This window comes from Streptomyces ruber (genome assembly GCF_014648075.1).
GTDB lineage: Bacteria > Actinomycetota > Actinomycetes > Streptomycetales > Streptomycetaceae > Streptomyces > Streptomyces ruber.
Genome location: NZ_BMQK01000001.1, coordinates 132,568 through 146,165, shown reverse-complemented (window position 1 = coordinate 146,165; position 13,598 = coordinate 132,568). Strand labels below are relative to the sequence as shown.

Below are 13,598 nucleotides of genomic sequence, written 5' to 3'. Positions count from 1 at the left end.
TCCGGCCTCTCCGTCCGGCCGCCTCATCCGGGATGATGGCCCGATGCTCAGATTCATGCCCGTCGGTGACAGCACGACGATCGGCAGCGCGGGTGACCACACCTGGCGCTACCGCGTGTGGCAGCACCTGCGGGACACCTACGGAGGGCCGTTCCGCATCGTCGGCCCGCGCGAGACGCTCTACGACAAGGCCGCGGACGCCCCGGTCTCGTACGACTACGCCGACCCCGACTTCCCCCGCGCCCACCTGGCCGGCTGGGGCGAGGGCTGGTGCCACATGGCACCCCTGATCGCCGACGCCGTACGGAGCTGCCGCGCGGACGTCCTCCTGGTCTCCCTCGGCCTGATCGACCTGGGCTTCTACACCGACGCCGAGCAGACGGCGGAGAACGTCCGCGCCTTCGTGGCCAACGCCCGCGAGGCGAACCCGCGCATCCACATGGTCCTGCTGCCGGTGACCCCGAACGTGCGCGCCACGACGGACGCCGCGTTCGCCGCCGAGGTCGCCCGCTTCAACGAGCTCCTCGCCAAGGCCGCCGCCGACCTGGACGAGCCCCGCTCCCCGCTGCTCCTCGCCTCCCCCGACCCGGCGTACGACATCCACCACGACACCTACGACGGCACCCACCCGAACGCGAACGGCGAGCACCGGATCGCGGCGGCGTTCGCGGAGGCGATGTACCAGGCGTGGGGGCTGGGGGAACCGTACGAGCCGCGGTAGCGGTCCGTACGCAACCCGGTGACCGTGCGTATCGTTGTACCGCGCGGCCCCGTTCGATCGAGACGCGGCCGGGGAGGAGCGCCACGATGACCGTCCTCGAAGACAGGATCACGATGGCCGAGAGCGACAACACGAGTGAGCTCGACGAGATGTTCGAGCGGCTCGAGAAGATGCCCGTCCCCGAGGGATACAAGGTCGAGATCGTCGAGGGGACCGTCTTCATGTCGCCGCAGCGGGGCACCCACTGGCACATCATCCTGGACATCGTCGAACAGCTGCGGACCAAGTACCCCCGCAAGCGTCTGCTGTCGGACGTGCGCATCGACTACCCGGGGCACCTCAACGGATTCGCGACCGACATCACGTTGGTGACCGAGGGCGCCGACACGACGGACAGCGGCCACTGGCGCCACGAGGACGTCGAGTTCGTCGCCGAAGTGATCTCCAAGGGCACCGCGGCGAACGACTACGGCCCGAAGAAGGCGGCCTACGCCACCGCCGAGGTCCCCGTCCTCCTCATCGCCGACCCGTACCAGCGCCGCTGTCACCTCTACATCCACCCCAAGGACGGCGACTACGCCACCGAGACCATCGTCACCTTCGGCGACGACGTCGACCTCACCGGCACCGTGGTCGGGCTCACCCTCAAGACCGACGAGTTCCCCCGCGACTGATCGCGTCCCCTTGCCTGGAGCGCACTCCAACCCGTTGGCTGGTGACCATGAAGTACACGCAGCTCGGACGCACGGGACTCAAGGTCAGCCGACTGGTGCTGGGCACCATGAACTTCGGTCCGCAGACCGACGAGGCCGACAGCCACGCGATCATGGACGCCGCGCTGGACGCGGGCATCAACTTCTTCGACACGGCCAACGTCTACGGCTGGGGCGAGAACAAGGGCCGTACCGAGTCGATCATCGGCGACTGGTTCGCCAAGGGCGGTGACCGCCGCGACAAGGTCGTCCTCGCCACCAAGGTCTACGGCAACATGGGCGCCGACGGCGAGGCCTGGCCCAACCACGACAAGCTCTCCGCCCTCAACATCCGGCGGGCCGTCGACGCCAGCCTCAAGCGGCTGCAGACCGACTACATCGACCTCTACCAGTTCCACCACGTGGACCGCTCGACCCCCTTCGAGGAGATCTGGCAGGCCATCGACGTCCTGGTCCAGCAGGGCAAGATCCTGTACGTCGGCTCCAGCAACTTCCCCGGCTACAAGATCGCCCAGGCCAACGAGATCGCCGCCCGCCGGGGCGGCACCATCGGCCTCGTCAGCGAGCAGTGCCTCTACAACCTCGCCGAGCGCCGCGCCGAGATGGAGGTCGTCCCGGCCGCCCAGGAGTACGGCCTCGGGGTCATCCCCTGGTCGCCGCTGCACGGCGGGCTGCTCGGCGGCGTGCTGAGGAAGCAGGCCGAGGGCGGACGACGGGCCTCCGGCCGGGCCGCCGACACGCTCGCCGACCCCGCCGCCCGCGAGCAGGTCCAGCGTTACGAGGACCTGCTGGCCAAGCACGGCATCGAGCCCGGCGAGGCGGCCCTGGCCTGGCTGCTCACCCGGCCGGGCGTGACGGGTCCCATCGTGGGTCCGCGCACCGCCGAGCAGCTGGAGTCCGCGCTCCGCGCCGTGGAGCTGGAGCTGAGCGAGGAGGTGCTCACCGGCCTGGACGAGATCTTCCCGGGGCCGGGGCCGTCTCCGGAGGCGTTCGCCTGGTAACGGCGCGTACGCGTCTTGAGGAGCGTGGCGGTCGCGATCGGCTCACCTGCCGAGCGCGGCCGCCACGGCCACCACGGCGAACATCAGCACGAGCGCACCGGCCATGATCCGGTTCCTGGTCTTCGGGTCCACGTCACCGAGGTTAGCCGGACGCCCCGGCGCCCCCGGCGCCCGCCCCCAGGTCCCAGCTCGCCACCGTCTCGTACCGGGGGCGCTCCCCCGGCACCCCGGACCTCGGCAGGTTGCTGCGGACGAGGGCCAGCTCGCCGACCGTCCAGGTACGGCCCGCGAAGGCGTCGAGCCGATCGACGTACGGCCGCACGTCGAACGGCTCCCGGCTGCGGGCCAGCGTCAGATGGGCCCGGTACCTGCGGTGTCCCTCCATCGGCACGCCCGCCTTCCGCGCCGCCGCCTCCGCGCGTTCGGCCAGCAGCCGCAGGGTCCGTACGTCGCCCCCGGCGCCCACCCACAGCGCGCGCCCCTGCCCGAACTGCCCGCCGCCCCGGAGCGCCAGGGGGAACGCGTCGGTGCGCCGGGCGGCACGCTCCAGCCGCTCCGACAGCTCGGCCACCACGCCGTCGCCGACCTCGCCGTAGAAGGCGAGCGTGAAGTGCCAGTTCGCCCGGTCCGCCCAGCGCAGCCGGCCGGCCCCGGGGAGCCGTCTCAGCGCGGCGACGGCGGGGACGAGCTCTTCGGTCACCTCGGAGGGCGGCAGCACGGCCGCGAACAGTCTCATGCCGTCACCCTCCCCGGTCCGGGTGGCACGTCACCTGGCGGCCGTCACCAGTTCTTCGGTCCGCTGCCCCTCGGCGCCCGCACCCCGGGGCTCCTCGCTCCGGGACTGCGGGACGAACCGCACCCGAGGGTGCCCGTGGTGCCAGCCGACCGACAGCCGCAGCCCGCCGGCGCGCGTCAGCACCAGGCCCACCACGGCCGCCGCGACGAGCGAGACCAGTCCGCCCGCGGCGAGGCCGACCTGCGGCCCGTACGCGTCCGTGACCCAGCCGACGATCGGCGCGCCCACCGGCGTACCGCCGAGGAAGACCATCATGTAGAGCGCCATGACACGGCCGCGCATCGCGGGGTCCGTGGTCATCTGGATGCTGGTGTTGGCGGTGACGTTGACGGTCATGCCGAACATCCCGATCGGCACCATGAGCACCGCGAACAGCCACAGCGACGGCGTCACGGCCGCCACGACCTCCACGGCGCCGAACGCCAGCGCCGACGCGATCAGCACCCGCATCCGGGAGGTGCCGCGCCGTGCCGCCAGCAGCGCGCCGGCCACGGAGCCGACCGCCATCAGCGTGTTGAAGAGGCTGTACGAGCCGGCGCCCGCCGCGAACACGTCGTCGGCGAAGGCGGAGAGGAACACCGGGAAGTTGAAGCCGAAGGTGCCGATGAACCCGACCAGCACGATCGTCCAGATCAGCTCGGGTCGCCCGGCGACGTACCGGAGCCCCTCGCGGAGCTGCCCCTTGCCGCGCGGGGCGCGCTCGACCACGTGCAGCTCGCGCGCCCGCATCAGGAGCAGACCGGTGATCGGGGCGATGAAGGAGAGGCCGTTGAGCAGGAACGCCCAGCCGGTGCCCACGCCGGTGATCAGCACACCGGCGACGGCGGGGCCGATCAGCCGGGCGGACTGGAAGTTGGCCGAGTTCAGGCTGACCGCGTTCTGGAGCTGCTCGGGGCCGACCATCTCGGAGACGAAGGACTGACGGGCCGGGTTGTCGAGGACCGTGGCGAGTCCGACGGCGAAGGCGGCGACGTACACGTGCCAGACCTCGACGTGTCCGGAGAGCGTCAGGAAGGCGAGGGCGAGACCGGTGAGGCCCATCGCCGTCTGGGTGCCGAGCAGCGTGGGCCGCTTGGGCAGCCGGTCGACGAGGACACCGCCGTACAGTCCGAAGAGCAGCATCGGCAGGAACTGCAGCGCGGTGGTGACACCGACGGCGGTGGACGAGCCGGTGAGGCTGAGCACCAGCCAGTCCTGCGCGATGCGCTGCATCCAGGTGCCGGTGTTGGAGACGACCTGGCCCATGAAGAACAGCCGGTAGTTGCGGATGCGCAGCGAACGGAACATCGATGACGACGAAGACGCCGCCGACGACGGCCGGGAGGGCTTGGGCTTGGGCTCGGACTTGAGCTCGGGTGCGGGCTCGGGTGTCCGCTGGGGCTCAGGCTCGACCATGCCCGGCAGTTCGTCGGCGGGCAGCGGGTCGCGGGTGGACGGGGAGTCGTGGGTGGCCGGTGCGGGGGCGGAGTGTGCTCCGGATCCCGTACTCAACAGGGTTCGCCTCCTTGGCTGGTCACGGACATCGTCGTCCTCGGTGTGGTTCTTCGGAGGGTCGGCCCGAGAGGCTCACGAGTGCGCACCCGGCGCAGGCGCAGCACGCACGGGCGCGGACGCGGGGCGCACGTCCCTGCGGTCAGCCCCGGCCGGTCACAGGTGCGCGAGCTTCTCCAGGACGGGTGCCGCCTCGCGGAGCTTGGCCCACTCCTCCTCGTCGAGGCCCTCGACCAGGGACGCCAGCCACGCGTTGCGCTTGCGCCGGCTCTCCTCGAGCATCGCCTCGGCGCGCTCGGTCTGGGCGACGACCTTCTGCCGCCTGTCCTCGGGGTGCGGCTCCAGGCTGACCAGGCCCTTGCTCTCCAGCAGCGCCACGATGCGGGTCATCGAGGGCGGCTGCACGTGCTCCTTGCGGGCGAGCTCGCCCGGGGTGGCGGTGCCGCAGCGGGCGAGCGTGCCGAGCACCGACATCTCGGTGGGGCTCAGCGACTCGTCGACCCGCTGGTGCTTCAGTCGGCGGGACAGTCGCATCACGGCGGACCGGAGGGCGTTCACGGCAGCGTCGTCGCCGCCATGGGTCAGTTCGGACATGTTCTTTAGCGTAACTCATTACTCTCGCTAAATACCACCGAACGGCGGCGGATCGCCCGTGAAACCCGCCACTCCTGCCCCGGGACCCTGGGACTTCACACATCACCCCACCCGTACTGCACGCGTAATCACTCGTACGAGTGAGTCGTCGGCGGAACCTGACACAGCGCGCCCGCGCCCGCCCGACCCTCGTGTCCATGGGGACCATGGGGACCAGCGTGCTCAGCCTGCGGATGGATCGCGACCTGCTCGAACGTGTCCGGCGACGCGCCGCCAGAAGAGGAATGAGCGTCCAGGACTACGTGGTCCGGACGCTCATTCGGGACGACTTCGACGAGCGGTTCCAGGCCGCCGTCGACGAGACGGAGAGGTTCTACGAGGTCACGTGGGACCAGGGGTCACCGGGCCGGTCGCCCGGTCCGGTGTGAGCCGCGCGGCAGGGGCGGGGCATCAGGTGAGCCCCAGCGCCGGCATCAGGTAGTAGAAGGCGAACACCGCCGAGACGACGTACAGCGCCACCGGCACCTCCCGCCCCCGGCCGGCCACGAGGCGCAGCACCACGAAGGTGATGAAGCCCATGCCGATGCCGTTGGTGATCGAGTAGGTGAACGGCATCATCAGCATGGTCACGAACGCGGGGATCGCGATCGTGTGGTCGCTCCAGTCGATGTCCCGGATCGAGTTCGCGAGGATCAGGAAGCCGACCGCGAGCAGCGCCGGGGTGGCCGCCTGGGACGGGACCATCGTGGCGACGGGGGTCAGGAAGAGCGCGACGGCGAAGAGCCCGCCGGTGACGATGTTCGCGAAGCCCGTTCGGGCGCCCTCGCCCACACCGGCCGTGGACTCCACGAAGCAGGTGGTGGCCGAGGAGGAGGTGGCCCCGCCGGCGGCGACGGCGATGCCGTCGACGAAGAGGACCTTGTTCATGCCGGGCATGTTGCCCTGGGCGTCGGCCAGCTTGGCCTCGTCGCTGACGCCCATGATCGTGCCCATCGCGTCGAAGAAGCACGACAGCAGCACGGTGAAGACGAACAGGATGCCGGTCAGCACGCCGACCTTCTCGAACCCGCCGAAGAGACTCACCTGGCCGAGGAGCCCGAAGTCGGGGGTCGAGACGGGATTGCCCGGCCACTCGGGGGTGGTCAGGCCCCAGGACGGCACATCGGCGACGGCATTGATCAGAACCGCGACGAAGGTCATGACGACGATCGAGATCAGGATCGCGCCCGGCACCTTGCGCACGATCAGCCCGAGGGTGAGCAGCGCGCCGAGGACGAAGATCAGCACCGGCCAGCCGTTGAGGTGACCGTCGCCGCCGAGCTGGAGCGGCACGGTGGTCTGGGCGGCGTCCGGGATGCGCGAGACGAAACCGGAGTCGACAAGACCGATCATCAGGATGAACAGACCGATGCCGATCGAGATGCCCTTGCGCAGCCCCAGCGGCACCGCGCTCATCACCCGCTCCCGCAGTCCGGTGGCCACGAGCAGGCACACCACGAACCCGGCGAGCACCACCATGCCCATGGCGTCCGGCCAGGACATCCGGGGAGCGAGCTGGAGGGCGACGACGGTGTTGACGCCGAGCCCCGCCGCCAGCGCGATGGGCACGTTGCCGATCACGCCCATGAGCAGCGTGGTGAACGCGGCGGACAGGGCGGTCGCGGTGACCAGCTGGCCGTTGTCCAGCTGGTGGCCGTACATGTCCTTGGCGCTGCCCAGGATGATCGGGTTCAGCACGACGATGTAGGCCATCGCGAAGAAGGTGGCGAAGCCGCCCCGGACCTCACGGGAGAGCGTGCTGCCCCGCTCCGAGATCTTGAAGTAGCGGTCGAGCGCGTTCCGGGCGGGTCTGGGTTCCGGCGACCGGAGCGGGGAGTCCTGGCTGGGTGCCGAGGTGGGCATGCGGGTCCTCACACCACCAACCGGTCTCCCCCGTGCCCGTTTGGTGTTTCCTACGAAATGAAGCGGTCATGAACAATTGGTTTCAGTATGAACATATGAGGCGCGATTTGCCATCTACGCGCGTAACCCCGCGAGGCGAGCCGGTCGCCACCCGCGCCGTGAGGCCCTCGTAAGCTGTCCCCATGGCGAAGTGGACACCCAGGCACGAGGCGCCGGAGCCCCTAGAGGGCCCCGTGGTCGCGACGATCACCGGCGGCACGATCCTGTGGTTCGTCCTCTTCCTCGCCCAGCTCCCCTTCTACGGCTGGTTCGACGACCACGGCCACACATGGTGGGTGTGGACCTGCCTGGCCGGCGGCGGGCTGGGGCTGATCGGCATCTATTACGTGCGCAGGCGGGACGCGGCGATCAAACGGGCGGCGGCCCTCCGGGCGGGCGGGGACACGGCGGGCGCGGGTCCGGAGACGGCTCCGGACCCGGCGGTCACCGAACAGAAGCCCTAGCCGCGCGGTCCGCTCACGCCGTGGCGGCGAGGTCGCACCACACGCACTTGCCCCGACTCCCGTTCCTGGCCAGCGGCTGCCACCCCCACAGGTCGGCGCAGGCACGGACGAGGACGAGTCCGCGGCCCTCCTCGCGATCGTCGGCGCACCGCCCTACGAGACAGGGAGGGTCCGGCGGCTCCGGACTGGCGTCCCACGCACCGATCCGCAGCACGCCTCCCTTCCAGCGGACGCGGAGGGCGGCGGACCCCTCGGTGTGCCGCACGGCGTTGGTGACCAGCTCGGTCGCGAGCGGTTCGGCGGTGTCGGCGAGGTGGAGCAGGCCGTGCAGGGTCAGGATCAGGCGGAGGGTGCGGCGGCTGACGGTGACGGCGCACGGATCGTCGGGGACGTGGAGCCAGCACTCCCAGGGCTCGCGGTCGTTCTCAGGCATGCGGGACTCCGTTCCGGCGGAGGGGCGGGTGGGGTGGAAGTGCGCGGAGGCTCTCGGGCGGTGGCATTGCCGCAGCCGCCGTGGCAGGACGGAGTGGTGCGCTTCCGGGGTCCCGGGGTTCCGCAGCGTGTGCGTCGCGTCACCGACAGTAGGGCCCTCCAGCAGTCGGGGGCGAGGAGGACACCATGCCGCGCAGGCAGCAGTCCACCGCACGACAGGAACGCCTGGGCGCTGAGCCACGGAAACTGCGCGAGACCGCAGGACTCAAGGGACGTGAGGCCGCAGCGCTGCTCGGAACGGATTCGGCCCAGGTGAGTCAGATCGAATCCGGCATGGCGGGCGTGAGCAAAGAGCGCGTACGGCAGCTCGCAGCTCACTACTCCTGCACGGACGGCAAGTTGATCAATGCACTGGTGGCGATGGCCGGCGATCGAACACGCGGCTGGTGGGAGAAGTACCGCGGTCTGCTGCCCACCTCGTTCTTGAACCTGGCCGAGTTGGAGTACCACTCCACGTACCGACTCGATGTCGAGTTCCTGCGCGGTGCAGCGCTGGCCCTCGAAGCCGCCGCAGGCCGGGGTGGCCTTGTTGTAGGTGTACTCGCGGGTGCCGCCGGCGCTGCCGGTGGTGGTCACCGACATGGTGTTGCCGTTGGTGTCGTACGTGAAGGAGTCCTTGCGGCCGTCGGCGGTGGTGAAGTCGTTCGGCAGGTCGGTGCCGGCGATCGTCTGGTACTGGGTCACCGAGGCCGTCGCGCCCAGCGGCAGCTCGATCGAGGTGGCGTTGTTGCGGCCGTCCCAGCCGTACGTGGTGACGTTGCCGCCGGTGCCGTCCGCGCCCGTGCCCAGCGCGTCGGTGGCGGTCTGGGTGAGGTGGTTCGCGTACGTGGCGTGGCGCGAGTGCTGCAGCGGGTCGGTGACCTTGGTGACCTCGCCGTCCGCGGTGTGGGTGCAGACGGTGTCGTCGCCGTCCGGGTCCGTCACCGTCGTCGTGCCCGCCTCCTTGGGCGCGGCCGAGTAGTCGTATCTCCACGTCGGCCCCGAGTGGCCACTGCCCGAGGACTGTGTCGCCCGCTGCAGGGAGGTGACGCGGTTGTGGCCGTCGTAGGTGAAGACGGTGACCGTGCCCCCGGGGGTGGTCACCTTCGTCAGGCGGCGGGAGGCGTCGTAGTCGTACGTCGTCGCCTTGCCCGCCGTGTCCGTCACCTTCGCCAGGTTGCCGGAGCCGTCCAGGTCGAGGACGGCGGTGCGGCCGGTGTGGTCCTTGGCCTGCCACTGGTTGCCGTACGTCTTGACCAGGTCGATCCAGCGGCCGGAGCGGGTCTCGGTGAGCTTGAAGCCCTTGTGCTCGGCTCCCTCGTCGTGCTGGTCGACGGTGATCGTGCCGTGGTTCTTGTCCGTGACCTTGGTGAGGGTGCCGTGCTCGTCGTAGGCGTCCTTGGTGCCGGACTTGCGGTCGGTGAGGGTGTAGGTGCCGTCCGCGTTCTTCCTCAGGTCCTTGGAGTAGCCGGTCGGGGTCGTGTAGCCGCCGCTGCTGGTCTCGGTGAAGCGCAGGACGTCACCGGTGGCGTCGAAGACGTGTACCTCGCCGTCCGCCACGCGGAGGTAGCGCTCGTACCCCTGCCACCAGCGCTGGGAGACCTTGCCCCAGGGGGCCTCCAGGGAGTTGTACGTGCGGGTGAGCTGGAGTTTCTGGCCGACGCCCGCGATGTCGAAGTCGGTCGCGGCCAGCATCAGATTGCCGTCGGACAGGTTCACCCGGGCGACCAGGGCATCGCTGAGGCGGGTGTCCAGGATGCGGTGCCAGGGGACGTCGCCCTGACCCTCGGGCACGAACTCCGTGGTGGCCTCGGCGGCGGCGGAGGTGCGGGCCGCTGTCCCGGCGGAACCCTCGCCCGCTTCGGTGCGGGCCTCCTGAGCCGCCCGCCAGGCCGCCACCTCTGCCGACGGCTCCGCCTCCGGCTTCGACGCCGGCGGCTGCGTCACCCCGGTGGGCGTGGCCGGGGCCGCGATCTTGGTCGGTTTCGTCCACGGGCTCTCCGGGTCCGGGAGCTCCGGCTGCGGAGTCGCCGCCAGGCCGGGTGCGGCCGTGACCGCGAGAGCGGCGGCCGTGAGGGCCGCGACGAGGGCGGATCTGTGTGCTGTTCGTTCTCCGGGCACGCCGAGACGGCGGGCGCTTCCCCCGAAGATCGATCACATACGGGCCGGAATCAGCCCCACCTCTTACGCGCTCTACACCGGATAAAACAAGACATATCCGAGCAGAAACGGCAGGAATTCCCCGTTCCGCCGGGGTTTCCAGCGCCTTGTTTGGCTGATAACCCCTCGCGGGAGCTTGCGCAGCTCTCAAGCGCTGTCCCCGGCGCTTCTTTCCAGCCACTTTGAGACAGGCGGTCGTCCGCCTGACGGCTGCATCAATCAGGCCACGACACGGTCAATCGCCGCCCGGTACCCCGCCGCGAAGTTGTCTCAGACGCCACGCCGCCCACCATGCGTACCGTGACCAGGGACTTCACGGCATGCACACTTTCAGCGTCCGACCACCGGCGATCCAGCCGGTAAGCAGGTCGGCCGTCCTTTCCGGAGAACACCGAGAAGCCCGGAGACCCTCCCGCGATGTCTGATCAGGACCCGGGCAGAGCCCTGCCCGAAAGCCCGCCCGATCCCCCTGGCACCACCGCGGAGACCGCTCACCGCCTCGGCCGGTCCGTCCGCACCTCCGGCCGCCTCCTCCGCTGGAGCCTGGCCGGCGGCATGACCACCGCCGCCGTCGACGTCGTTCTCGCGCCCGGTTTCCGCGCGTGGCCCGTTCTGTGGCCGCTGCCCTGGTACCTCACCTGTGTCTGCGCGGTCACCTGGGCCGTGCTGCGGGCCCGGGAGAAGGCCGCCCTGCGCGAGTCGGCCGCCGAGGAGCAGTGGCACGGCCAGGAGTGGGACCGGGCCGCCTGACGTCCGGGTCCGGCCCTCCTCCCCCGCTCGCCGGGTGCGGCCCCTGATTCGCACGTACCGTCGATTGCATGACGCACATGGACGCGGGCGCCGCCCCGCTCCCGGACCCCCCGCGCTCCCTGGGCCGCGCGGGCGGCCTGACCGGCGCCGAGGTGGCCGAGCGGGTCGCCCGTGGCGAGGTGAACGACGTCCCCGCGCGGAGCAGCCGCTCCCTGGCCGACATCGTCCGTGCGAACGTCTTCACCCGGTTCAACGCGATCATCGGCGTGCTCTGGGTGATCATGCTGGCCGTCGCGCCGATCCAGGACAGCCTGTTCGGTTTCGTCATCCTCGCCAACACGGGCATCGGCATCGTCCAGGAGTGGCGGGCCAAGAAGACGCTGGACTCGCTGGCGGTGATCGGGGAGGCCCGGCCGACCGTACGGAGGGACGGGGCCGCCGCGGCCGTGAGCACCTCGGAGATCGTGCTCGGCGATCTGATCGAGATCGGGCCCGGAGACAAGATCGTCGTGGACGGCGGGATCACCGAGGCCGACGGGCTGGAGATCGACGAGTCGCTGCTCACCGGGGAGGCCGATCCGGTCGTGAAGCGGCCGGGGGACCCGGTCATGTCCGGGAGCTTCGTGGTGGCCGGCGGGGGCGCGTTCACGGCGACGAAGGTGGGGCGCGAGGCGTACGCGGCGCAGCTCGCCGAGGAGGCGTCCCGGTTCACGCTCGTCCATTCCGAGCTGCGCTCCGGGATCTCCACGATCCTGAAGTACGTGACGTGGATGATGGTGCCCACCGCGGTCGGGCTCGTCGTCAGCCAGCTCGTGGCCGAGGACAACGCGCTGGGGGACTCCGTCGCCCGGACGGTCGGCGGCATCGTGCCGATGGTCCCGGAGGGGCTCGTGCTGCTCACCTCCGTCGCCTTCGCCATCGGGGTGATCCGGCTGGGGCGCAAGCAGTGCCTCGTCCAGGAGCTGCCCGCCATCGAGGGGCTCGCCCGCGTGGACGTCGTCTGCCTCGACAAGACGGGGACCCTGACCGAGGGCGGCATGGTCGTCACCGAACTGCGGCTGCTCGGCGAGGCCGGAGCCCGAACCAGAGCCGACGAGTCGTACGTACGTACGGTTCTGGGTGCGCTGGGCGAGTCCGACCCGCGCCCCAACGCCTCCCTCCGGGCGATCATCGACGCCTTCCCGGACAGCGACGACTGGCGCTGCACCGAGTCGCTGCCGTTCTCCTCGGCCCGCAAGTACAGCGGCGCCACGCTGAGCGAGGGGGACGGCGAGTCCGGTACGTGGCTGCTGGGCGCCCCCGACGTGCTGCTGGACGACGGCCACCCCGCCCTCGCCGAGACCGAACGGCTGAACGAGCAGGGGCTGCGCGTGCTGCTGCTCGCGCGGACCGGCGGGGGCCGGGAGCTGGACGCCCCCGACGTCACCCGCGACACCCGGCCCACCGCGCTGGTCGTCCTCGAACAGCGGCTGCGCCCCGACGCCGCCGACACCCTGCGCTACTTCGCCGAGCAGGACGTGCAGGCCAAGGTCGTCTCCGGGGACAACGCCGTTTCCGTGGGCGCGGTCGCCGCCAAGCTGGGGCTGGAGGGCGAGGTGGTGGACGCGCGCCGGCTGCCCGACGACCCCGACCGGATGGCGAAGGCCATCGAGGCGGGCACGGTGTTCGGGCGGGTCACCCCGCGGCAGAAGCGGGACATGGTGGGCGCGCTCCAGTCCCAGGGCCACACGGTCGCGATGACGGGCGACGGCGTGAACGACGTCCTCGCCCTCAAGGACGCGGACATCGGCGTGAGCATGGGCTCGGGCTCGGAGGCGACCCGTGCGGTCGCCCAGATCGTGCTGCTCAACAACAGCTTCGCCACCCTGCCCTCGGTGGTGGCGGAGGGGCGCCGGGTCATCGGCAACATCACCCGCGTCGCGACGCTCTTCCTGGTCAAGACCGTGTACTCGGTGCTGCTCGCGGTCCTGGTGGTGCTGTCGAACGTCGAGTACCCGTTCCTGCCCCGCCACCTGACCCTGCTCTCGACCCTCACGATCGGCGTCCCCGCGTTCTTCCTCGCCCTCGCGCCCAACACGGAACGCGCGCGGCCGCACTTCGTCCGGCGGGTCATGCGGTACGCGATTCCCGGCGGCGTGGTGGCGGGACTGGCGACCTTCGCCACGTACCTGATCGCCCGCGGGCACTACACGGGCCCGGACGCCCTGGACGCGGAGACCAGCGCTGCCACGCTGACCCTCTTCCTGATCTCCATGTGGGTGCTGGCGATCATCGCCCGGCCGTACACCTGGTGGCGGCTGTGCCTGGTGGCGGCGATGGGCCTGGCCTTTCTGCTGGTGCTGGCCGTCCCCTGGCTCCAGGACTTCTTCGCGCTGAAGCTGGTGGGGACGACGACGCCGTGGGCCGCGGTGGGCATCGCGGTGGCGGGGGCGGCCGCCCTGGAGCTCCTGTGGAGGTGGGTCGACCGCCGCTTTCCCGCGTGACCCCGGGTACCGG

12 protein-coding genes and 2 pseudogenes are annotated in these 13,598 nt (G+C 70.8%); 8 read left to right on the top strand and 6 right to left on the bottom strand.

Annotated elements, in window-relative coordinates:
• The first annotated feature begins 43 nt into the window (after window positions 1–43).
• From IEZ04_RS00725 to IEZ04_RS00715, 3 genes are all read left to right on the top strand, one after another.
• On the top strand, window positions 44–721 hold the full coding sequence (locus IEZ04_RS00725) for an SGNH/GDSL hydrolase family protein (RefSeq protein ID WP_189214627.1): 678 nt from the start codon (window positions 44–46) through the stop codon (window positions 719–721).
• 86 nt (window positions 722–807) lie between these two features.
• Window positions 808–1,395, top strand: coding sequence for a Uma2 family endonuclease (locus tag IEZ04_RS00720; RefSeq protein WP_189214626.1), 588 nt, complete (start codon window positions 808–810; stop codon window positions 1,393–1,395).
• A gap of 47 nt (window positions 1,396–1,442) precedes the next feature.
• Window positions 1,443–2,435 carry an aldo/keto reductase gene (locus tag IEZ04_RS00715; RefSeq protein WP_189214625.1) on the top strand — a complete coding sequence of 331 codons (993 nt, stop codon included), beginning with the start codon at window positions 1,443–1,445 and terminating at the stop codon, window positions 2,433–2,435.
• Window positions 2,436–2,577: 142 nt separating this feature from the next.
• Here the strand turns inward: IEZ04_RS00715 and thpR are convergent, their stop codons facing one another.
• From thpR to IEZ04_RS00700, 3 genes are all read right to left on the bottom strand, one after another.
• On the bottom strand, window positions 2,578–3,171 hold the full coding sequence (thpR, locus tag IEZ04_RS00710) for an RNA 2',3'-cyclic phosphodiesterase (protein ID WP_189214624.1): 594 nt from the start codon (window positions 3,169–3,171) through the stop codon (window positions 2,578–2,580).
• Window positions 3,172–3,201: 30 nt separating this feature from the next.
• Window positions 3,202–4,722, bottom strand: a complete 1,521-nt coding sequence (locus tag IEZ04_RS00705; RefSeq protein ID WP_229820758.1) for an MFS transporter — start codon at window positions 4,720–4,722, stop codon at window positions 3,202–3,204.
• Window positions 4,723–4,878: 156 nt separating this feature from the next.
• Entirely contained in the window at window positions 4,879–5,316 is a 438-nt protein-coding gene (locus tag IEZ04_RS00700) for a MarR family winged helix-turn-helix transcriptional regulator (RefSeq protein ID WP_189214623.1), read from the bottom strand.
• A gap of 206 nt (window positions 5,317–5,522) precedes the next feature.
• Between IEZ04_RS00700 and IEZ04_RS00695 the strand changes: the two genes are divergently transcribed.
• Window positions 5,523–5,744: a ribbon-helix-helix protein, CopG family gene (locus tag IEZ04_RS00695; RefSeq protein ID WP_189215333.1), complete on the top strand. Its 222-nt coding sequence runs from the start codon at window positions 5,523–5,525 to the stop codon at window positions 5,742–5,744.
• Between the two features lie 22 nt (window positions 5,745–5,766).
• On the opposite strand, the gene IEZ04_RS00690 is transcribed toward IEZ04_RS00695, so the two are convergent.
• Window positions 5,767–7,218: an NCS2 family permease gene (locus IEZ04_RS00690; RefSeq protein ID WP_189214622.1), complete on the bottom strand. Its 1,452-nt coding sequence runs from the start codon at window positions 7,216–7,218 to the stop codon at window positions 5,767–5,769.
• A gap of 182 nt (window positions 7,219–7,400) precedes the next feature.
• On the opposite strand from IEZ04_RS00690, the gene IEZ04_RS00685 reads away from it, so the two are divergent.
• Window positions 7,401–7,721, top strand: coding sequence for a DUF2530 domain-containing protein (locus IEZ04_RS00685; protein WP_189214621.1), 321 nt, complete (start codon window positions 7,401–7,403; stop codon window positions 7,719–7,721).
• Window positions 7,722–7,734: 13 nt separating this feature from the next.
• Here the strand turns inward: IEZ04_RS00685 and IEZ04_RS00680 are convergent, their stop codons facing one another.
• Entirely contained in the window at window positions 7,735–8,154 is a 420-nt protein-coding gene (locus IEZ04_RS00680) for an ATP-binding protein (RefSeq protein WP_189214620.1), read from the bottom strand.
• A 185-nt stretch (window positions 8,155–8,339) separates the two neighbouring features.
• On the opposite strand from IEZ04_RS00680, the pseudogene IEZ04_RS00675 reads away from it, so the two are divergent.
• A pseudogene (locus IEZ04_RS00675) lies at window positions 8,340–8,693 on the top strand (helix-turn-helix domain-containing protein); the annotation flags it as partial.
• On the opposite strand, the pseudogene IEZ04_RS00670 reads toward IEZ04_RS00675, so the two are convergent.
• Window positions 8,694–10,313, bottom strand: a pseudogene (locus IEZ04_RS00670) (DUF6531 domain-containing protein); the annotation flags it as partial.
• Window positions 10,314–10,769: 456 nt separating this feature from the next.
• Between IEZ04_RS00670 and IEZ04_RS00665 the strand changes: the two are divergent.
• Window positions 10,770–11,102 carry a hypothetical protein gene (locus IEZ04_RS00665; RefSeq protein WP_229820756.1) on the top strand — a complete coding sequence of 111 codons (333 nt, stop codon included), beginning with the start codon at window positions 10,770–10,772 and terminating at the stop codon, window positions 11,100–11,102.
• 68 nt (window positions 11,103–11,170) lie between these two features.
• Window positions 11,171–13,585: an HAD-IC family P-type ATPase gene (locus IEZ04_RS00660; protein WP_189214619.1), complete on the top strand. Its 2,415-nt coding sequence runs from the start codon at window positions 11,171–11,173 to the stop codon at window positions 13,583–13,585.
• Window positions 13,586–13,598 lie beyond the last annotated feature (13 nt).